We start from the raw sequence: 22,064 nt of genomic DNA, 5'->3' as shown, positions 1-22,064 counted from the left end.
ACACTTTGCCCGAAGGTGCCGCTAACACCCGAGGGCTTTTTATTTCACACTATATAAACGAACTGTTTTATTCCTGATTTCATATCTTACTCCTGAAGCAAACTCCAAAAAATCTAACATAAACTTCAAAGAATTACTCCGTTTAACCGCTCCCGTGAAACGGATCTTCTTGATATCTTGGCTTTCGAAAAAGAAATCCACATCATACCATCGACTCAACTGCACAATTAATTCCTCCAAAGGCATTTCCACGAAATCAAACATTCCCATTCTCCAAGAAATAATAGGATCGACATTCACTTGTTGCTTTCTCAACTCCCATTCATTCCAGATTGACTGCCATCCTGGCAATAATAACTCCTCACCCTGACCAGCCTTCACTTGTACCTTGCCAGAAACCAACGTTACGGTCTTTAATATTTCATCCGCATAAGCCCTCACGTTAAAAGAAGTCCCCAACACCCGCGATTCCATTCCCCCGGAACGCACGATAAAAGGGCAAGCCGTATCCTTGGCAACCTCAAAATATCCCTCCCCCACGATCTCCACCTCTCGGGTTTCTCCCGTGAACCGTACCGGGAAACGCAAATCCGTGGCAGAATTCAACCATACCTTTGTCCCGTCCGATAAGGTCAACACGTATTCTCCTCCCCGAGGAACCCGTATCGTATTATATTCAACAGGCATTTCTTTTAATCGAGAATCGTCCTTATCCACGAAATACACACCTTCCCCGGAATATTGCCGTACACGCACATTCCCCTCCTCCAATTCAAAAGAAGAATCCCGGGATAAAGGAACCTCCTGGCCGTTTCCCAGCACTAAAGTCACACCGCGCTGACCGCCAATCACCTGATCAGCATCCAAGGATACCACTCCTTTTTCTTCACCTTGCCAAATATAAAACAAAGTAAATATCACGAGAATTGAAGCCGCAACAGTCCCCCTCCATACATGCAATCTCCATTGCCTCCTTTTTCGTTTTTCCGACAATTGCCGCATCATCTGGGACTTTGCAACTTCCATGTCAATTTTATCATACTTACCAACCCGACTCACTCTACAATACAAGTGAAACAACTCCCGGTAATAACACTCATGTTCCGGCGACTCCTGTCGCCACCGTGTCACGCAAGACCGTTGTTCCCGAGTTGCCTTACCGGTCCAAGTCTCGAATATTGCTTGATACACACTATCGCTAATTTCCATTGTAGAATCATTTTTTCTATAGAAAAACAAAATTCCCTTGCAAAAAGGGTGATTCAAAAACAATTTTTTTCAAGAAATCAGCAAAATATTTTTTCCCCGTACAATAACAAGATAAGAAAATCCCTTTTTTCCTCCAGCATTTCCCGCAACTCTTTCATTCCCTTACGCAAAGAAGTCTTTACGGTATTAACGGAAACACCCATACGTTCAGCAGCTTCCGCGTAAGAACAACCTTCACACACTACGTACACCACGACTTCTTTCATTCGTTGTGGTAATCGCTCTAACGCAGATCTCACCGTATTCACCGTACGTTCATCCAAATCCTCCACCTCTTCTTCCACGATATCATAACAATAGGCAGAAATATCCTCAGTCGGTATCCCTTTACGTCCCAATACATTAATACAAGCATTCTTGATTAATACAAACAAAAAAGTGGACAACGCCTTTTCGTGAACATTCAAAAAAAGTTCTCTCTCCCAAAATTTCACAAATTGTTCCTGCACCACATCCTCCGCCCAAGCTAAATCACACAAAAAAGAATCTGCAAATAAAACCAACGGACGATAATAACGGTCAAACAAAAATGCCATTCCCTTAGTATCCCCGGCTTTCAAATACTTTAATATGATCACATCCTCATTTCGCACGAACACATATAATTATACTGATACAAATATACGACGATTCAACTTTAAAAACAATTCCTTCCCCAACAGTTTAAACCCTAAAATATATTTTTCACACCTTAAATCGCCCCACTCTTGTATTCCCTGCCCCTTACACTATACTTTCTCTACCACATTATCTTTTCATCATCAACTCACAAACACATCAAAATCGACCGTCAGCGTTCATGATACGTCCATAATTGGTTCATGATACGTCCATGGGGTAGCGTAACAGTAGAATTGGGGTAAAGAAATGATCCCATATTAGCTACCCTTTAGCTACTTTAAAAATAAAAATCCCCTCAAAATCAAATGATCAAGAGGGGATTTTTGTACCCAGGGCGGGAATCGAACCCGCACGTCTTTAAGGGACACTGGATTTTGAGTCCAGCGCGTCTACCAATTCCGCCACCTAGGCTTGAAGACGGGACAAAAGTAGTGCTTTTCTTGCAATCTGCAAATAATTATAGCATTTTTTTTCGGGGAAAAGTCTTTTTTTTTCAACCAAGCGAGGAAGAAGAAATTACTTTCCATTGAAAATAGGGTAAGATATAGCATAAGTAGATGTATTTTAACTACATTCGCGATACCGATATTTAAACAGATGAAAACAGTAACTCGATTTACCCTTGCCCTATTATTCTTTTTCCCTTTTGTGACACTCGCGCAACAAAAAGGAGTCGTGAAAGGGCGTGTATTCGACAGTAAAAACAATGAACCGGTACCGTTTGCCAATGTGGTGATCTGGAAAACCACGATAGGGACGGCAACTGACGAGAACGGGTACTTTCGAATAGAGAACGTGCCGTTGGGATTCAACCGTCTAGAAGTAAGCAGTGTCGGGTACAACACGAAGTTATCGGAAGAGTTTATGGTCAACACGGCATCCGAACGCACAGTGGACGTGGGGTTAGAGGAAAACACCGTTGCCCTGGAACAAGTGACCGTAAAAGCCGACCCGTTTCGTAAAACGGCAGTCAGTCCGATGTCCTTACAACGCATAGGCATTGCCGAGATCGAGAAAAACCCCGGAGGGAACCGCGATATATCGAAAGTGCTGCAATCCATGCCGGGCGTACTTTCTTCCCCGGCATTCCGGAACGATTTTATCGTGCGGGGCGGCGGTCCCAGCGAAAACCGCTTTTACCTAGACGACGTGGAATTGCCGAATCTCAATCATTTTGCCACGCAAGGGTCTTCTGGAGGCGTGGTGAGCATCGTGAATGTCGATTTCGTGAAAGAAGTAAACTTTTATTCCGGAGCCTTTCCCGCGAACCGGGGCAACCTGATGAGTTCCCTGCTCGACTTCCGGCAAATATCGGGAAACCCGGACAAAATAAAAGTAAGGGGAACTTTCGGGGCTACCGATTTCGGGCTCTCGCTGGACGGTCCGCTTGCCCCGAAAACGACGTTTATCATGTCCGCCCGAAGGAGTTATCTCAAGTTTCTGTTCGATATGATCGGATTGCCTTTTCTTCCGGTGTACAACGACTTGCAATTCAAGACGGTAACCAATTTTTCGTCCAAGAGCGAATTGACGATACTGGGTATCGGGGCATACGACGTGAATAACCTCAATAAAAACATGGAAGACCCCGACGATGACCAAAAATATATGCTGAATTACTTGCCCGAGAGCGTGCAATGGAGTTATACCCTAGGGGCAACATACAAGTATTACGGGAAACGATGGAACCATCTTTTCGTGATTAGCCGGAGTACCCTGCAAAACGAGATAGAAAAATACAGTCGGAACGATAAGAGCCAACCCAAGTTGGTGGACTACACCTCGGGGGAAACGGAAAACAAGTTCCGTTTCGAGCACAACCGCCTGACCCGGAAAAACATAAAGCTAAATCTCGGAGCGGGCATAGAGTATGCCACGTACAAGAACAAGACACAACGGGAACTGTACACGGGAGGAACGCTGAACGACATCCGCTATAACCGGCATTTTGATTTCTTTAAATGGTCAGTATTCGGACAGGTCAGTAAAAGTTTTTTCCTGGAACGCCTCTCCTTGTCATTCGGCGCCCGGGTAGACGGGAATAGCTACACGTCGGGGATGAACAATCCGCTGAAACAATTCTCACCCCGTCTTTCCCTATCCTACTCGCTCACGCCGGAATGGTTTATCAATGCCAGCACGGGGCGTTATTACCAGTTACCATCCTACACGACCATGGGATATGCTGATGCCAACGGCGCACTCGTCAACAAACGCAACGGAATAAAATACATCGCCACGAACCAGTATGCCGCCGGGATAGAATACCGCCCCGGCAGCCGGACCCAGATCACGCTGGAAGGGTTCTACAAGACCTACGATAAATACCCCGTATCGTTACAAGACAGCATCGTGCTTGCCAACAAGGGCACGGATTATGTCGCTGTCGGGGATGAACCCGTCAAGTCGCTTGGCGAGGGACGGGCATACGGGATGGAATTGATGGTTCGCACGCAAGAGTTCTTCGGCATCGTGGCATCCGCCGCCTACACGTATTTCTATTCCGAGTTCAAGCAAATGGATCATAATTTACGCCCGACATCCGAGTATATCCCTAGCAGCTGGGATAACCGACATATCTTTTCTCTCACGGCAACCCGCAAACTGGGACTTTGGGATATCGGCATGAAATGGCGGTACACGAACGGGGCTCCCTTTACCCCCTACGACCGGGAAACGAGTTCCCTGATTGTCGCTTGGGAAGCTAAAAAGCAACCTTATCTCGACTATTCCCGTTTCAACAGTGAACGGGCATCCTCGTTCCACCAACTGGATATTCGGGTTGACCGGAGTTTTTATTTCAAGAAATGGTCGCTGATCCTGTATGCCGACATACAAAATATATACAACCATAAAACGAAAAGCCCCGATCGCCTTGTCCCGGAAGAGGATGCGGACGGAAATTACCGGGTAGACCCCGATCGTCCGGGGCATTACCTAATGCGGTATATTAAAAACGACACGGGGACGCTACTTCCCTCTGTCGGTATAATAATTGATTTTTAAAGCAAAACATAAATAGACGCCGATTATGAAAAATATTATTTTTGACCTGGGAGGAGTTGTTGTCGAGTGGAACGGGGAACGAGTAATCAACTCATTTGAAGGAGATCCCACGCTAATCATGTATATCAAAAGCAATGGATTTTTCAAAGATTACTGGACGGCTTTCGACAAAGGGATGCTCGAGCGGGAAGAACTCGTGAACAAAGTGGCTCTCCTCACGGGAATACCCGCCGAAGAATGTGACGCATTCGTGGAACACGTGAAACTCTCCCTGAAGCCCATTCCCGAAACGGAAGCGTTGATTAAGGAACTGTCGGCCAAAGGGTATAAATTATACTGTTTATCCAATATGTCTCTCGATTTTTACGATTATCTTAAAACGCGGGAAGTTTTCAAGTATTTCGACGGACAGGTTATTTCGGCAATCGAGCATATGGTGAAACCGGATCGGGAAATTTACGATCTAATACTTCAACGCTATCAGCTGAAGCCGAAAGAATCGTTGTTTATTGACGATCTTGAGGCGAATATCAAGGCGGCACAAGCACTCGGGATTAATACGGTACACTTCTCGGATAAGCAAAAAGGGAATAAGGAGGTAAAGGAAAGATTGGGGATTAAAGTTTCATTCCAACTTTAAACCCCAAACTTTTTTTGTTTTCGCAGGAAGTAATAGAAACGCCAGCATAGCATGGCTCCGGTCAGGGTCAGCCCGAGAGGGTAACCTACCCAAACGCCTTCAATGCCCCAATTTAAGACAAAACCACAGATATAGGAAACGGGCAAGGCAATCACGAAATACCCGATAAAGGAAATGACCGCCATGGAAGTTACGTCCGACACGCCTCGCAGGGCATTGGCAAAAATGATCTGCAAACTATCGCCGAATTGGTAGAAGACAAGAATCACCATCAGCACGGCAACCAAGTCCACGACTTCCCCGGAAGAAGTATAAACCAAGCCAATACGTTCCCTTACCAGTAAAAAGAAAATGGAAACACTTATCGCCAGCAATGCCAACAGGTGAACGCCTGCCGTGGTCGCTTGCCTGACACCCACGATATCTCCCCGCCCGTAAAAATTGCTCACCCGTATAGAAACGGCAGCCCCCACGCCATAATACACCATATATCCCAACGTAGAAATAGAAGCCACTACTTGGTGTGCAGCAAGGGGAATGGTTCCCAACCACCCGATCATTACCCCGCTGATGCTGAACAAAGCGGTTTCCATACCCATTTGCAACCCTACCATGACGCCCATCCGGTTCAACACTTTCAAATCGACGGAATTATAAGCCGTCCGACGGTACCCGACCCGATAACGACGGTACGACAAGCGCCGAAAAAAAAGAAAGGCGAAAGCAACGAACATAAATATCCGGGAAACCAACGTGGAAATTCCCGCACCCGTCACCCCGAGTGCCGGAAGCCCGAAAGCCCCGTATATCAGAACCGCATTCCCGATAATATTCAACACGTTGGCGGAAAGCATTATCCACATGGAAGTTTTCGTGTCCGTGATACCGTCGGCAAATTGCTTGAAACTATTGAACATCATCACGAACACCAGCGAACTCAATTGCAACAGGAAATAGGGACGTATCAGCGGCAACAATTCTTCCGGTTGCCCCATTTTATGCACGTTCAAATATAGAATACCCATAGCCACGGACAACACGATACCGATCAACAGGTTCGCCAACAAACTATTCCTTAGCAAACCTCCCACCCGGAATTTGTCCCCCCGCCCGAAAAACTGCCCGATCAACGGGGTTAACCCGTAAGAAAACCCCAACCCGAAAAGAATCGGGATATTAAACACGCTGTTCACGAATGAAGAAGCCGCCAAATCGGACGTATTGAAATGCCCCACCATGATATTATCCACCAAACCGACAACCACCACACCCAATTGCCCCAACACGATGGGGACCCCGATCCTGATCGTACCGGTGTAATGCTGTTTATATCTCGAAATCCAATTATTCATACTGTCCGTTTGAGAGCACAAAAATAGAGATATATCCCAAAATATTCTAACTTTGCCTTGAATGATTGTTCACGGGCGCTATTTGAGGCTCTAGCAAGTAATTTTGAAAAAAAATCGTAACCTACGTCACCCGCGGTGTTATATTATTTGTCTTACATTTAGGGGTGATACGTTAATAATTTGACTAAAAGACAAAAATATGGAAGAAGAGATTAACATACACTTATTCTCAACGGATGAATACGGCAAACAATTGTTTACCACATTTTATCCTCCCTTATGTCTTTTTGCCAACCGCATTTTGAATAATATTGACGAAGCGGAGGACATCGTTCAGAATGTGTTTATCACGTTATTGCAAAAAAACGCAAAAATAAACCGGGTGACATCGCTCAAAGCCTATCTTTACAGTTCGGTACATAACGCCTGTATAAATCACCTGAAACACCAGGCATACATTACCGAAAAAATGAAAGACTTCGAACAAGAGGTCTATGAAGAAAATAGTTACCTACTCCAACGCATCGAAAGCGAGATTATGGATGAAATCTTCCGGGCAATCGACCAGCTCCCGGAGGAATGCCGGAAAGTATTCAAATTAAGTTATATTGACGGCATGGAGGTTTGCAAAGTTGCCGAAACCCTGCACATATCCGAGAACACGGTTAAAACTCAACGCCTGAGAGCGCGCAAGTTCCTGAAAGAAAATCTAAAGGATTTATTCCCCGTGGCAGCTTTCATTTTCCACATTATTTGAAATATAAAAAATAATCCCCTTTGTCACCCGCGGTATTGATTCTTTTGTCTTAAAGATAAAAGACAATATCACCATGAGAAAAGAATCCGACATACAGAAAATTTCTGACCTCATCTTAAAAGATATAAGGCAGGAAATCACAGAAGAAGAAAAACTCTTTCTCGACAATTGGTTGAAGCAATCGGATAAAAACCAAGAATTATACCATCGTATGTACGATGAAAAATACATTCTCGAGCAATATCGCCTGAAGCAAACCATCGACACGAACAAGGCATGGAAACAGGTCGTTACCTCTTCCCGAAGACACTTTATAATCCGTTATTTCAAATATGCCGCCGCCATCCTTCTTTTGCTCGGGGCATTCTTTATTTACAAGTATGAAATAACAGGAGAATCCGAAGAAAAGAATACAGTTGTCGCCATGAACACGATTCAACCGGGGGAAGGCAAAGCGACTCTCATCGTGTCCAACCGGCAGGAAATACAACTACACAAGAATTGCCAACTTGAATTAAAAGACAATTCCGGGACAAAATACCGGAACGACTCGTCCACTCTATATTACCAAGCCGCAACACAAGCGGACACGATCGCACAAGCAGAAAGTATCCACACGCTCGTTATCGGCAGAGGGGGAGAATATAGCGTGAAACTGGCAGACGGGACAAAAGTACACCTGAATTCCGAATCCAAACTCAGGTATCCCGTGACCTTCCGCCAATCCGAACGCCGGGTATACCTGGAAGGAGAGGCTTATTTTGAAGTAAGCCGTGACGAGAAACACCCGTTTATCGTGGAAGGAAAAGATTTCGCGGTGCAGGTGCTCGGTACAAGTTTCAACGTGTCCAACTACAAGGATGACGACGTTTCGCGGGTCGTGTTGCTGGAAGGCAGCGTGGAAGTGAAAAAAGCAAACAAGAATTACAAACTGGAACCGGACGAGTCGCTTGAAATAGATGGGGATAATATCCGTATCAAGAAGATAAACGCCAACAATGCCATTTCATGGAAAAATGATAATTTTTATTTTTCCAACGAACGACTGGAAGTCGTCATGACGAAACTCGCCCGATGGTATGACGTGAATCTATTTTACACGAACCAATCTATTAAAGATTACCACTTTACCGGTTTTATACCTAAATACACCGATATCACGAAAGCATTCGATATTTTGGAATTAACCGCTGATATTAAATTCAAGGTGCAAGACCGGACAGTGGTCATCATGAGGATGTAACAATATAAACAAATCAATAAAAGGTGTGCGTACCAGACGCATGTATGTAAAACAAATAACATTTACTATGAAACACAAATTGTATGTACTCATTTGTATTTTATCCGTTACTCTTTTCTCGGATATTACCGCAGCTGAAAGAAAAAAGAAAAAAGACGAAGAAAAAACTTCCGCTAAAAAGGAAAATGCCTATGACAAACTCTTCGACAAAAAAAGCCATATAAAAGCAGAAGGACTTATTACCCTTCACAAAGTAGACGGAAAATTATATTTTGAATTTCCCCTCAATCTACTAAACAAGGATATGCTTATCGCTTCCACAATCACGGAAACGAGTGACAATGGAGACGGTTTAGTTGGTCAAAAACCGATGGATCCCATTCACGTGCAATTTACCCAAATAGACAGCACTATCCAATTGCGTCTAATTGACGGGCTCTCCATCACGACAAAAGAAGGCAATGACAACATTGAACGTGCGTTAGCTAAATCAAACATCGGTTCGATACTAGGGAATTACAAGGTTTTGGCTTACAACGCGGACAGTAGCGCTGTTGTATTTGAAACAACTGAATTTTTTGCAGGAGACAATAAGCAATTAGACGTAATCGACCCTTACGGGGCTAATACCTACGGGGGATACTTGAACCGTCAAAGTACCTTCCAATCTGATAAATCTTTCTTGGAAGGTATCAAAGCTTTTAAAGATAATGTCGCCATACGGAGCGTACTTTCTTACAAATGTACCATCATATACGGCAGATCTTACATAGAATACGAAAAACCACTAACCATCTTGGCAACACGCAGTATTATCTTGTTGCCGGAAACTCCGGCACGTCCCCGTATCGCAGACCCGCGTATCGGTATTTTCCCGACAGGAAAAATCAAATACACGAACAAAGACAATCGGGCAAAAGTGGTTTATTTCTCTAACAGATGGAAACTGGAACCATCAGATGAAACGACCTTCAAGGCTGGTAAACTCGTGGAGCCTAAAAAACCTATCGTGTTCTATATTGACAACAATTTCCCCGAAATGTGGAAAAAATACATCAGTATGGGTATCGAGGATTGGAATTTAGCTTTCGAAAAAATCGGGTTCAAAAATGCAGTTCAAACCCGTCCTTTCCCAACAGACGACCCGGAATTTGATCCTGACAATATCAAATATTCCTGCGTCCGTTACGCTCCGACACCTATGGCAAATGCCATGGGACCCTCTTGGACAGATCCGCGTTCGGGAGAAATTATCAATGCTTCAGTATATATTTACCATAATTTGATCAACCTACTTTACAGCTGGAGATTCATTCACACGGCAGCCGCAGACCCGGATGTGCGCGTAAAAATTTTACCGGAAAGCATCATGGGCGACGCTATCCGTTATGTAGCCCGTCATGAAGTGGGACACTGTTTGGGATTCATGCACAACATGGCAGCCTCAGACGCCTATCCCGTTGAAAAATTGAGAGATCCTGAATTCACTCAAGCTAACGGGACCACACCTTCCATCATGGACTACGCTCGTTTTAACTATGTAGCACAACCCGGTGACAAAGAAAAAGGTGTAAAATTAACTCCTCCTATTTTAGGAGCATACGACTACTATCTGGTAAAATGGAACTATTCCTATTTACCGGAAACAAAAACGGCCGAAGAAGAGTCTGAAATTTTAACCCGCTGGATCAGTGAAAAGGCAGGAGATCCCATCTACCGTTACGGGAAACAACAACTTTCACTTATTCTGGATCCGACATCCCTATCCGAAGCCCTGGGTGACGACGCCGTAAAAGCATCTGAATACGGTATCAAAAACTTGAAATACATTCTTTCAAACCTGAACACATGGTTTGATGCCAACGACAAGGACTACACGCACCGCGGGATGCTATACAATGAAATTTTGCAGCAATACGGTCGTTATTTGAACCACGTGTTCTTCAATATCGGGGGTATTTACCTGAATGAAAAATACGTGGGAGACCCTCGCCCGAGTTACCAGTCTGTGCCGAAAGAAAAACAAAAACAAGCACTAAAATTCTTGATGACACAAGCCAAAGAAATAGAATGGGTCGAAAACAAAGAATTGCTCAAGAACTTCCCGCTTATCGGAAGCCCGGCATACGACATTCAATCCTCTCTCGTAAGCCGGATCATTAACACGGGAAGTGACAGGATTCCATTGTGCGTCACCAAATCTACCCCGGAAGAAGCTTACACGACCAAGGAATATTTGAATGACGTGTATAATTACGTTTGGGAGAACACGCTTAAGAATAAATCATTGGCGGTTTCTGACAGGAAATTACAAATCGCATTCGTGGACGCCGTTGTAAACAAAGGGACAAGTACCCAATCAAAAAATTCCATCATGATAGGTATTACTGACAACTCCATTCAAATGCCCGATTACGTGCAACAAAAAAGCATCGAGGACTTCGGATATAACACTCAATATGCTTTTGAACGCCTGCAATCACCGGAAGAAGTAAGCGGCTTCGGCTTCTTGTTTAACGTCAATTTCAACAATGCACCTGAGCAATATCATGTTTATTACGGGATATTGATGAAAACGAAAGATTTACTTCAAAAGAATTACAATCATCCAAATATCGAGACCCGCAACCATTACAGATTACTGCTCCGTCAAATAGAAAAGGCTCTGAAATAAACAGATGTGGAACATTAAATCAAAAATGAAAATGAATAAAATAACCATACTTTTCTTTCTTTGTTTTCTAATTCCTGCCATAGGTTTACAAGCAGGCACAAAGAAAAAGAAGGACCAAAAGGAAAAGACCGAAACAAAAGCAAAAACGGAATACGATAAACTATTCGCGACCCCGGATTGCCAGACCGAGAAAGGGATGATCACCCTGCACAAAAAAGATGGGAAAATATATTTTGAATTTCCCCTCGCCCTCTTTGAACGAGAAATGCTACTTGGTTCAACAATCAAGGAAACGGCGAGCAATGACGAAGGACTTGTCGGTCAAAAACCTCACGACCCGTTGCATATCTACTTTACCAAAGGGGATTCCACGGTACAATTACGCTACGTGTTCAACTACTCGATAACAAACGCGGAAGACCAAAACATTCAAAATGCGATAGACGAATCAAACGTGGGAGCTATCATCGAAAACTTCGACATCAAGTGTTGGAACAACGACAAAACAGCCGTTGTATTTGACGTGACGGACTTCTTCGTGAGCGACCGATACGAAATTGACCCCTTCGACCCGTATAGCGCAAGTACCTATTACGGTTGGATGTTGCGTATCACAAAATTCAAAAAGGAACGTTCCTTCGTGGGGGACATCAAAGCATTTGATGACAACATCTCCATCAACAGCCACCTTTCGTTTACCATCACCATGCGAGCTTTAGGCATGTTTGAATACCAAACAGACAAACCTTTCACCGCGGAAGTAACCCGTTCTCTAGTATTGCTACCGGAAAAACCCATGCGTCCCCGTTTCAGCGATCCCCGCATTGGAGTCTTCTACACGGGAAAAATGAAATACGCGAATGACGACCATGGAGTAAAAGTCATTTATTATGCCAACCGTTGGAGACTGGAGCCAAAAGACACGGCAGCATTCAAGAGCGGAAAACTCGTGGAACCAATCAAACCGATAGTTTACTACATTGATCCCGAATTTCCGGAAATGTGGAAACAGAGCATCACCCAAGGTATCGAGGACTGGAATTTAGCTTTCGAGAAAATCGGGTTCAAGAATGCCGTACAAGTACGTCCGTTCCCGACTGATGACCCAGAATTTGACCCGAATAACATCAAATACTCTTGCGTCATTTACGCACCTAATATGGTAGAGAATGCCATGGGTCCCTCTTGGGTTGACCCAAGAAGCGGGGAAATCCTGAACGCTTCCGTGTACATGAACCACAACCTCGTTAGCCTACTATACAATTGGCGGATGGTACAAACGGCAGCCGTTGACCCGCGAGTACGCACCCTGAACTTGCCGGAAGACATCTTAAGCGATGCTATCCGCTATGTAAGCCGCCATGAAGTGGGGCACACCTTAGGGTTAATGCACAACATGGCAGCCTCGAACGCCTTCCCCACGGACTCTTTGCGCTCCGCATCTTTCACTCAAAAATACGGAACGACTCCCTCCATCATGGACTATGCCCGCTTCAATTACGTGGCACAACCGGGAGACCTGGAAAAAGGAGTAAAACTCACTCCTCCTATCCTTGGGCAATATGACTACTACGCTATCAACTGGATTTACTCCCCTATCCTCGAGGCAAAAACGGCTGAAGAAGAAATACCCGTCTTAGACCGTTGGATCAGTGAAAAAGCAGGGGATCCTATCTACCGTTACGGGAAGCAACAAATTTACATGCATTATGACCCCAGCGCCATGGAGGAAGATTTAGGAGATGACCCCATCAAATCAGCCACTTATGGTATTAAAAACTTGAAATACGTCGTTGCGAACATCGACAATTGGCTGGACAAAGACGACAAAGACTACTCGTTCAGGGATTATTTCTACTACACGACATTAAATCAATTGCAACTTTACCTGCGCCATGTAGACGTGCTAATCGGGGGAATTTACCTGAACGAAAGATATGTAGGCGACCCACGCCCATCTTACCAATCGGTACCTAAAGCGAAACAGAAAGAAGCCGTACAATTCTTGTTAAAAGCCCAAGAAGACATGGCATGGTTAGACAATGAAGCCTATTTCAAAAACATCTCCATCGTAGGCTCAATTGCCAACCACATGCAAGTCAACACCATGGCGAACTTAATCAACGGGACCAAACGGCTGGCGCTTTGCGCGGACAAATCAGACGATCCTTACACGGAAAAAGAGTATCTGCAAGACATCTATGATTACGTTTGGAAATCAACAATCAAAAGACGCAATTTGACCGAGGCAGAAATCGTGGCACAACGGGAATTCGTGAACAGCATGATCGCGAAATCCAACGTAGAAACAGGGCAACAGGCTGACCGCGTATCAGGATGGGGAATTGCAAATCAACCGTCCGTCGAGGAATGGCTGGCTATACAGATGTACCAAAAGTTCGGTTATAGATCACCCTTCGGACAACCGGAAGGGCAACAACCCGTTGCCGGTGTCGGCTTCCAACGCATGGTAAACGGTCACTTTTCAAGTATGGCTCCCACATTCTACTTCTTCCTCGAGAAATGCCAAACACTGCTCGAGCAAGCCAAGAACACGGGAGACGAAAACACACGCTCACACTATGCTTTAATGTTACAGACGATAAAAAAAGCACTAACAATAAAATAACCAATTCACGGGCAGGTGAAAGAAGCGAAACTCTTTCACCCGCCCACATCAAATAACCTAAAGCAATTTAATTATGAGGAAAAAAAAGTCGGTCTGCAAACTATTGTATGGAGGAAGCCTATTCCTTTTCCTGCAATTTTTCTTAGCAATTTCCACGTTAGGAAGTACGCTATACGCACAACAGAACAGAATTATTTCCGTAAACTTAAAACAAACCACATTATCGAACGTCCTCGAACATCTGACCAACGTCATGGGATGCAAGATTTTGTACAATCACGAACAAGTCAAATCCCAGCGTCAATTTGATTTAAAGATGCAAGAGAAGCCCTTGGAAGAGGTCATTAAAAAATGTCTCGAAAACACAAACCTAGTCTACAAGATTGTTGACGATGTATTTGTTATTACACCGAAATCAACCACATCAAAGGAAGACGAGAAAAAAGCCAAAGAAATCACCGGTGTCGTTGTCGATGTCAAGGGAGACTCCATACCGGGAGTAACCGTGACCATCAAGGGGACCACCATCGGAACCAGTACCGACGCCAACGGGTTATTCAAAATGACTATCCCCGCCAACCTAAAAGAAGTTTCTTTAGTATTTTCTTTCATCGGAATGGAATCGCAAGAGATAAAAATCGGACAAGAAACAAAATTCCGGATTGTCATGAAAGAAAAACAAGAAGACCTGGAAGAAGTTGTGGTAACAGGTATCTCCAAAATCAACCAGAAAAGCTTCTCCGGAAGTAGCGTCACCGTAAAACGCGAAGAGCTGCTCAAAGCATCCAAGAGCAACGTACTGACCGCCTTGGAAGCATTTGCCCCTTCCTTTAGAATCGAACGCGACAACCGATTCGGATCCGACCCGAACCACATGCCGGAAATGTACATCTCCGGACGTACCGGTATCGGCGTGAGAGATTTGGACAAGAACAATTTGAATTCCAATCCAAACCTGCCGACCTTTATCCTGGACGGTATCGAAGTAAGTGCGGAAAAAATATATGACATGGACCCGAACCGTATCGAGAGCATCACCATGCTGAAAGACGCCGCCGCCACCGCTATGTACGGTTCCCGCGCTTCCAACGGCGTGATCGTCGTTACGACTGTGGCTCCCCGTCCCGGTAAAATCAACGTGACCTACAACTTGCTCGGAACGGTATCCATGCCTTCATTAAAAGATTACAACATGATGAACGGCTCCGAACTTCTAGAAGCGGAACGCCTTACCGGTCTTTACGATGGTATTGGAGCCCCAATGGGTGAAGATGATTATTACGAACGGTTAGGATGGATCAAAGAGGGAGTAGAAACCGATTGGCTGGCACAACCGCTACGCAATGCCGTAAACCACAAGCATAGTTTACACCTGGACGGAGGTGCCGAAAATTTCCGTTTCGGCTTGGACTTCGGATACAACCAGAACAACGGTGTCATGAAAGATTCCTACCGCAAGAATGTCACCCTCGGCTTGAAATTAGATTATCGCATAGGCAGCATATTGCAGGTAGTGAACAACACGACTTACGAATGCATGAATTCCCAAGAGTCACCTTACGGCACATTCTCGGACTACACCTCCCAACGTCCTTATAACAGGTTAAAGGATGAATACGGGAACTACCTTCAAACATTACCCAACTCCGGAGGCTCTAGCAGCAAGAATCCACTTTACGAAGCTAGCTTAAAGAGTTACAACCGCTCCAATTACGAGGAGTTGAGCAACACGACGAGAGTCATGTGGTACATTGTCGACGGATTGAAAGCAGACGTTGCCTTGACCGCTACCAAAAAATGGGACAACGGCAAGCGTTTTATTGACCCGAAATCCCAATCAAGTGAAAACCTAAACTCAAGTAATGATTTCAACCAATTGCGGGGTAAATTAATGATGAACTCCGGAACCGATATCGATTGGCAATTCTCTGCCTCGCTGCAATACGTCAAAAACATCAAGAAGCACAGCATCAACGCCACGTTGCGCTACGACCTGATGACGGGTGAAAGAACCACTAGAAACGAAGAATACCGAGGATTCCCGTCCAGCGATTTGGATTCCCCGCATTACGCTTCCGAAATATCCAATAAACCCTCGTTCTATAGCGCCAAAGACCGTTCCATCGGTATCACGGCGACGGGGAACTACATGTACAATAACATCTATTTTGCCGACCTTTCCATACGTTGCGATGCCTCTTCCAAATTCGGCGAGAACAACCGGATGGCGCCTTTTGCCTCCATCGGTGCCGGTATCAACATCCACAACTACAATGGTGTACAGGATGCTTTCCCTTGGTTGACGGAGTTGCGCGTGCGTAGCAGTTACGGGCAAACAGGACAAAGTTCCGGATTCCAGGCTTCCATGTCAACCTCCATCTACCAGAACAACACGGATTATTGGTACAGTAGCGGTTATGGCGCCGTATTGTCAGCCATGGGAAATCCCGATTTGAAATGGCAAAAGGCAAATACCTGGAGCATCGGAGTGGATTTAAACTTGTTCCAAGATAAATTTTACCTCAAAGCAGAGTATTTCACCAAGACGACCGTGGATATGATTACCGACGTGACCATCCCCTCCTCTTCCGGTTTTACGACTTACTACGACAACCAAGGCAAGAATGAAAACAAAGAGCTCACCTTGGATTTCCGTAGCGTGCTACTCCGGAACGATAACTGGTACGTGAGCATCGCCGCCAACCTCTCCTCCCAGAAAGGAAAAATGAAGAAAATATCCGAATCCTTAAAGGCTTACAATGACTTGGTAGATGAATATTTATCCGATGCCACGAACAAAGCCGAATGGTCAAAACCGCTTAGCAAATATGAAGAAGGACAATCCTTAACCGCCATCTGGGGTATGCGCTCGTTGGGTATCGACCCGGCAAACGGGAAAGAGCTTTTCCTGAACCGCGACGGCAATATCAGTTATGATTGGACTGCCTTGAATACCCAAGTGATCGGTGATAAAGAACCGAAAGCCCGTGGGACCATTTCCTTGAACTTAAGCTACAAGGGACTCTCCCTCTATGCCGGATTCCGCTATGAGTTCGGCGGTGACGAATACAACCAGACTCTGGTGGACAAAGTGGAAGATGCCAACCTAAAATTCACGAATGCCGACAAACGGGTATTTACCGACCGCTGGCGCGAGGTAGGTCAGGTTGCACGTTTCAAAGCCTTGAAAGACACTTTCGATGACCCGACCCGCTCCACTTCTCGCTTCGTGCAAAAAAACAATTTCATGGAGCTCGCCTCTTTAGACATTGAATACGACTTCAGCAACCACGCTTGGATGAAAAAGACGTTCCTGTCCACCTTCCAAATCGGGGTCAGCATGGCTGATATCTGGCGTGTTTCCTCCATCAAACAGGAACGAGGACTTAACTATCCGTTTGCCAATCAGGTGAACTTCACTTTACGTTTAGGATTCTAAAACAATTGATTATGAAAAAATACATACTATTATTCACGATACTCACCGCCGGCATCCTCTCTTCTTGCAAAGATTGGTTGACCGTCTACCCTGACGATGAAATCGCATCCGGCGACTTATTCAAAGATGGCGAAGGATTCCGGACTGCATTGAACGGAATATACCAGCAACTTTCCGGCAAGGAGCTATACGGGCAGAACCTAACCTATGGCGTGGTGGAAGCGATGGGACAAATGTACGACAAAGCGTACTTGAATTCAGGTACTAACAACCCTGTATTCTATGCTTCAGACTTGGACTACAAGCGTTTCTCAACCACGATCAATAATGTTTGGTCAAAAATGTATAACTCCATTGCCAATTGCAACAACTTGATTCAAGAAATCGAGAAAGTGGATTCCAATATTTTCGAATACAAGAACCAAGAAAAAGTCATGATCACGGGAGAGGCATACGCATTGCGCGGCTTCATGCACTTTGACCTGTTGCGACTTTTCGCCCCCTCCGTGGCAGAGGATAACGGACAAAAATACATCCCGTACTCTTCCACTTATCCCTCCATCATGAGCGAACGGAAAAGCGTGCAGGAAGTTTTAGAACTCGTTGTGAAAGATCTGCTCACCGCACGCAAATTGGCCGCACAAGATACACTACCCGAAAATGTACGAGCAATTAACACGGAATATAATAGAATCGACAACGGTGGTTGGGGGGATGGTAATAGAGGCACCTTCTGGAGAATGCGGGGGACCCACATGAATTACCATAATATCACTGCACTTTTGGCAAGAGTGTACCTCTATGCCGGAAATCTTGAAAAGGCGCATGAATACGCCAGCGAAGTACTGGCATTCCCTGGCTCTAACTCTTGGACTCCCGCTTACAAGTATCCTTCCTCTTGGGAGTTCTCGGGAAACCGCAAAAGTAAAGGAGATATTCTACTTGCCTTCTTCAACGGGCAAGTAACAGATTATCACAACGACTTCTTCAACGATATTTCATACGGATTTTTGGCGATTCGCCACCATGATTTACTCTTCTCGGATAAAACCGACTACCGTTATTCACAAATGTCATCATCACCCAAAACAGGAATGCGGATATCCATAAAATATCAAAAGGAAGAGACTGAAAGCAACGAACGAGTGAACGGACCGTTAATCCCAGTCATGCGTATGGGAGAAATGGTCTACATCGTGAGCGAATACATGGCAAGGAAGGGCGATATCGAAGGCGCAAGCGATTTCATTCACACGAATTTACGCCAAAAGCGAGGCTGTATCAACCCGCTTCCCCCGGTTTCCGAGCTTAACGACTTCCTCACGGAAATGGCTCTTGATGCCCGTCGCGAATTGGTAGAGGAAGGGCAAATGTTCTTCATGTACAAACGCTTGAACACTCCTATTTGGGATGGAGAGAGAAATAAAATTAACATGGCAGGCAAATGGGTATGGGACATCCCGAGCAGTGAAAACCTTTAATTAATATGATTATGAAAAGAATATACCTGTATTTATTCATCTTTACCGGTATCCTGTTCACGGCTTGTGACAAAGAGGATACCACGATCTACGGCGGGAACACGCACTTGACCTTTAGTACGGATATCAGCACGGACAGCTTGGAAATATCTTTCTATTTCTACCCGGGAGAAGAAACATTGGAAATCCCCGTACCGCTTTCTTTACAAGGAATGCCCTTCATGGAAGATACTCCGGTCAAGTTAATCGTGGACACCGTCTCCACGGCAAAGGAGACCAATTACGCCTTGCCTAAAAATCCCGTGTTCCATGCCAACGTGGTAGCAGACACGCTTTGGATGGAACTCAAGAAAACAGACGAATTGGAAAGCAAAAGTTATACATTGGTGTTGACGCTGGAAGCAACGAGAGACTACCAATTGGGACCGAAAGCACTCCGTTACAACAAAACTATCTTCAGTGCCATCCCGACCCGTCCCGAATGGTGGAACAACACGATAACAAATGTCTATTTAGGAAAATACTCACGAAAAAAATTCGAACTATTCATGCAAGAAACCGGAGTAGGAGACATCACGGGTCTCTCCGCCAGCGAGATCCGAGCCTTGGCTTTAAAATTCAAACGCTATTTGAAAGCCCAGAATCCACCTATCTATGATGAAGATAATGAAGAAGATATGACTGTAACAGTTATCGGCGAGTAAAACAATAAAATTCAATGAATATGAAAAAAATATGTATATGGTTACTCGGCATATTCCCTTTTTTGTGGGGATGCTTCGAGGACGAGGGAAACTACAATTATAAAAAACTGAATACCATCACGGAAGATGGTGGCATGGAATGGAAGTACACGATCCATGAAGGGGACGGGCTAAAAATTGAACCCAAACTCCATTTCAAATACGATAGTGTAAACGTGAATTTAAAATACGAATGGCTCATCGGGGACACCATCATTGAATCAGAAATTTTAGATGTTCCGGTTTATCCCGGTCCTCTTGGATATAAAATATGCAATTTGAAAGTGACAGACTTGGATATTGATCTACCCTATTTCTTTCCTTTCGCCGTTGAAGTCTACGCTAAATACCAAACTTGCTGGTTGCTTCTTTCCGAAAAGGACGGGAAATCCAATCTTTCCCTGGTAAGAGAAAAGCACGAGGAAGGTGCTGACGGAAAAATCACCACGACCTACTTCGAAGAATTTGACGTCTACAAAAACGTAAACGGAAGAGAATTGGGAAGCGAACCGGTAAAATTAATCGAGCATTTCACTGGAAAAACAATGGGAAGCGAATTGGCTGAAGTATGGGTACTACAAAATGGAGAGAAAGGTACGGTTCTATTAAACGGAGCCTCTTTAAAGCATGAAAGTTACCTTGCCGAAGAGTTTATCGGGGATCAATTGCCGGCAAATTTCCGTATCAAAGACGCCATGTTTTTCTGCAACACACATTGGGTATTAAGCGAAGACGGGAAAATGTACAGTCGTTTAAGTGACGACCAAGCGCTTTTCCATGCTGGGCGTTTTGACCCGGAACCCGTGGGAGGAAAGAGGTATCATGTTAGCTTACTGCTCCCCTCTTGTTTCTACACGCTTTATGGCGGTCTTTTCTTTGAAAAAAATTCAAAACAATATATGTTTATCTACGATGGTCCATGGTATCCCGAAGAATCCGGTGAGATACGTCTCATCAATTGGAATAAATATGGAGACAATTTCACCCCCCTAAATGAAATGGGTGATCGGGAACCGATTTTTAGTGCCATCAGGGATTGCGGATATTATGCACCTGCCTATTATTACTGTATCCTGTTCGATGAAAGCGAACAGAAATTCTATCGCCAATATTTTGAATTTGAAGCTAATTATGGTTTCGGGGTCTATCCTGTATATGAAGAAACCGTATTTCCGGGTAATGTGCTCACCAAAGAGTCAGAAGTTGCTATAGGACGAATGACCCCCTACTTGTTTTTCACAGGAGGCGCTAATCAGGAGAAATTATATTGGCTAAGCACCGAATCGTCTGATCCGAATGAATTACCCAGAGAGTTTGAGTTCGATTTCAAGGGTGAGCGCATCACGTCTATCACCATCACTTCAGACGAAGACTTGGGCGATCGGCTCGGAGTAGCCACAGAACAAGGCAAGTTCTATATCTTTAAATTCGATAACGTTATTCTAACCTCCGGGAAAACCCAAGAACCTTTATACCAAATGCAAGGTAACCCGGGAAGTATCAAAGATGTCATTTACAAAGTAGCTGATGCCCAATCTTTCTGGGACGGAAAAGAAGGACGCTAAAATTCTTTGTACACGAATATTTTAATGTATTTCGGGCTGTCTAAAAGTAATAGACAGCCCTTTTCTGTTTATTTTAGAAAGTAATTCAAAAGTGGTTCGGAAAAACAAAATGCAGATCTGTACAACTTAGCACGAAGATAATTACATATACCCCTTCTCCTTCAACATACCCTGAATCTTCATTGCTATTTGCATCCCCCATTGCTGACCGACTTTCATGCTCTCGGTCATAATATTCGGTTGTGCGGCAGCCATTTTTTTACCCACGGGAGTTTCATAGAATTTGATAATTCCTTCCAGATCAGCCTTAGTCAAATGTTTCCAATAAATCGGTGCTAACATCCCGACTACATCATCCACGATATTTTTCATAATTTCCTCTTCCGCCGTTTTCCAGAATTCCTCGGGAACATTCGGCAATTGTTGCTTCATCATGGCGAACATCTGCGGGATAACCAGCTTGAAAGTAGCATCACCGCCAGAAACAACAATCATCTTTTTCAACGTTTCGACATACTCTTTTGAGGGTTGATCTTGAGGGGTTTTAGCTTCCGCAAAACTCAATAGACACAAGGAGAGCGCGAGTAATAATAAAATTCTTTTCATAGTCTTACAATTTTTAAATAGTGTAACAAAGGTATCTTT

The 22,064-nt window shown here is 44.4% G+C and carries 14 protein-coding genes and 1 tRNA gene; 10 read left to right on the top strand and 5 right to left on the bottom strand.

Annotated elements, in window-relative coordinates:
- Positions 1–39: 39 nt before the first annotated feature.
- The 3 genes from BN8899_RS10375 to BN8899_RS10365 all read right to left on the bottom strand — a co-directional run bounded on the left by BN8899_RS10375 (position 40) and on the right by BN8899_RS10365 (position 2,301).
- The gene (locus tag BN8899_RS10375) at positions 40–1,209 is read right to left on the bottom strand and encodes a FecR family protein (protein WP_065219323.1); all 1,170 of its coding nucleotides are present in this window, start codon (positions 1,207–1,209) and stop codon (positions 40–42) included.
- A gap of 77 nt (positions 1,210–1,286) precedes the next feature.
- A complete protein-coding gene (locus tag BN8899_RS10370) occupies positions 1,287–1,862 on the bottom strand; it encodes an RNA polymerase sigma factor (RefSeq protein ID WP_231932323.1) in 576 nt (191 codons plus the stop codon).
- A gap of 354 nt (positions 1,863–2,216) precedes the next feature.
- Positions 2,217–2,301, bottom strand: a tRNA-Leu gene (locus BN8899_RS10365).
- Between the two features lie 186 nt (positions 2,302–2,487).
- Between BN8899_RS10365 and BN8899_RS10360 the strand changes: the two genes are divergently transcribed.
- A complete protein-coding gene (locus tag BN8899_RS10360) occupies positions 2,488–4,896 on the top strand; it encodes a TonB-dependent receptor (protein ID WP_065219321.1) in 2,409 nt (802 codons plus the stop codon).
- Between the two features lie 25 nt (positions 4,897–4,921).
- Positions 4,922–5,536, top strand: coding sequence for an HAD family hydrolase (locus BN8899_RS10355; protein ID WP_018337602.1), 615 nt, complete (start codon positions 4,922–4,924; stop codon positions 5,534–5,536).
- Here the strand turns inward: BN8899_RS10355 and BN8899_RS10350 are convergent.
- Positions 5,533–6,888, bottom strand: a complete 1,356-nt coding sequence (locus BN8899_RS10350) for an MATE family efflux transporter (RefSeq protein WP_065219320.1) — start codon at positions 6,886–6,888, stop codon at positions 5,533–5,535. The two genes, BN8899_RS10355 and BN8899_RS10350, sit on opposite strands and share 4 nt — an antisense overlap.
- Before the next feature lie 199 nt (positions 6,889–7,087).
- On the opposite strand from BN8899_RS10350, the gene BN8899_RS10345 reads away from it, so the two are divergent.
- From BN8899_RS10345 to BN8899_RS10310, 8 genes are all read left to right on the top strand, one after another.
- Positions 7,088–7,645, top strand: a complete 558-nt coding sequence (locus tag BN8899_RS10345; RefSeq protein WP_018337604.1) for an RNA polymerase sigma factor — start codon at positions 7,088–7,090, stop codon at positions 7,643–7,645.
- A gap of 73 nt (positions 7,646–7,718) precedes the next feature.
- A complete protein-coding gene (locus BN8899_RS10340) occupies positions 7,719–8,888 on the top strand; it encodes a FecR family protein (protein ID WP_065219319.1) in 1,170 nt (389 codons plus the stop codon).
- A 67-nt stretch (positions 8,889–8,955) separates the two neighbouring features.
- Positions 8,956–11,562 carry a zinc-dependent metalloprotease gene (locus tag BN8899_RS10335; RefSeq protein ID WP_231932322.1) on the top strand — a complete coding sequence of 869 codons (2,607 nt, stop codon included), beginning with the start codon at positions 8,956–8,958 and terminating at the stop codon, positions 11,560–11,562.
- A 31-nt stretch (positions 11,563–11,593) separates the two neighbouring features.
- Entirely contained in the window at positions 11,594–14,191 is a 2,598-nt protein-coding gene (locus BN8899_RS10330) for a zinc-dependent metalloprotease (protein WP_065219469.1), read from the top strand.
- A 73-nt stretch (positions 14,192–14,264) separates the two neighbouring features.
- Complete coding sequence (locus BN8899_RS10325) at positions 14,265–17,630, top strand: SusC/RagA family TonB-linked outer membrane protein (protein WP_065219317.1); 3,366 nt, start codon at positions 14,265–14,267, stop codon at positions 17,628–17,630.
- A gap of 11 nt (positions 17,631–17,641) precedes the next feature.
- On the top strand, positions 17,642–19,111 hold the full coding sequence (locus tag BN8899_RS10320; RefSeq protein ID WP_065219316.1) for a RagB/SusD family nutrient uptake outer membrane protein: 1,470 nt from the start codon (positions 17,642–17,644) through the stop codon (positions 19,109–19,111).
- Positions 19,112–19,122: 11 nt separating this feature from the next.
- Positions 19,123–19,815: a DUF4843 domain-containing protein gene (locus BN8899_RS10315; RefSeq protein ID WP_169503608.1), complete on the top strand. Its 693-nt coding sequence runs from the start codon at positions 19,123–19,125 to the stop codon at positions 19,813–19,815.
- Between the two features lie 20 nt (positions 19,816–19,835).
- Positions 19,836–21,419: a PKD-like family lipoprotein gene (locus tag BN8899_RS10310; protein WP_187376843.1), complete on the top strand. Its 1,584-nt coding sequence runs from the start codon at positions 19,836–19,838 to the stop codon at positions 21,417–21,419.
- 141 nt (positions 21,420–21,560) lie between these two features.
- On the opposite strand, the gene BN8899_RS10305 is transcribed toward BN8899_RS10310, so the two are convergent.
- Positions 21,561–22,025 (bottom strand): DUF2059 domain-containing protein, encoded by a 465-nt coding sequence (locus BN8899_RS10305; protein WP_065219314.1) that lies wholly within the window; start codon positions 22,023–22,025, stop codon positions 21,561–21,563.
- Positions 22,026–22,064: the final 39 nt, after the last annotated feature.

This window comes from Butyricimonas sp. Marseille-P2440, assembly GCF_900091675.1.
Classification (GTDB): Bacteria; Bacteroidota; Bacteroidia; order Bacteroidales; family Marinifilaceae; genus Butyricimonas; species Butyricimonas synergistica.
The sequence above is the reverse complement of the archived record's forward strand: the minus strand, read 5'-3'. Positions and strand labels throughout refer to the sequence as shown.

Excerpts from the sequence above, each read along its gene's own strand:
- BN8899_RS10375 (WP_065219323.1), bottom strand. The coding sequence starts at position 1,209 with ATGGAAATTAGCGATAGTGTGTATCAAGCAATATTCGAGACTTGGACC.
- BN8899_RS10360 (WP_065219321.1), top strand. The coding sequence starts at position 2,488 with ATGAAAACAGTAACTCGATTTACCCTTGCCCTATTATTCTTTTTCCCT.
- BN8899_RS10355 (WP_018337602.1), top strand. The coding sequence starts at position 4,922 with ATGAAAAATATTATTTTTGACCTGGGAGGAGTTGTTGTCGAGTGGAAC.
- BN8899_RS10350 (WP_065219320.1), bottom strand. The coding sequence starts at position 6,888 with ATGAATAATTGGATTTCGAGATATAAACAGCATTACACCGGTACGATC.
- BN8899_RS10345 (WP_018337604.1), top strand. The coding sequence starts at position 7,088 with ATGGAAGAAGAGATTAACATACACTTATTCTCAACGGATGAATACGGC.
- BN8899_RS10340 (WP_065219319.1), top strand. The coding sequence starts at position 7,719 with ATGAGAAAAGAATCCGACATACAGAAAATTTCTGACCTCATCTTAAAA.
- BN8899_RS10335 (WP_231932322.1), top strand. The coding sequence starts at position 8,956 with ATGAAACACAAATTGTATGTACTCATTTGTATTTTATCCGTTACTCTT.
- BN8899_RS10330 (WP_065219469.1), top strand. The coding sequence starts at position 11,594 with ATGAATAAAATAACCATACTTTTCTTTCTTTGTTTTCTAATTCCTGCC.
- BN8899_RS10325 (WP_065219317.1), top strand. The coding sequence starts at position 14,265 with ATGAGGAAAAAAAAGTCGGTCTGCAAACTATTGTATGGAGGAAGCCTA.
- BN8899_RS10320 (WP_065219316.1), top strand. The coding sequence starts at position 17,642 with ATGAAAAAATACATACTATTATTCACGATACTCACCGCCGGCATCCTC.
- BN8899_RS10315 (WP_169503608.1), top strand. The coding sequence starts at position 19,123 with ATGAAAAGAATATACCTGTATTTATTCATCTTTACCGGTATCCTGTTC.
- BN8899_RS10310 (WP_187376843.1), top strand. The coding sequence starts at position 19,836 with ATGAAAAAAATATGTATATGGTTACTCGGCATATTCCCTTTTTTGTGG.
- BN8899_RS10305 (WP_065219314.1), bottom strand. The coding sequence starts at position 22,025 with ATGAAAAGAATTTTATTATTACTCGCGCTCTCCTTGTGTCTATTGAGT.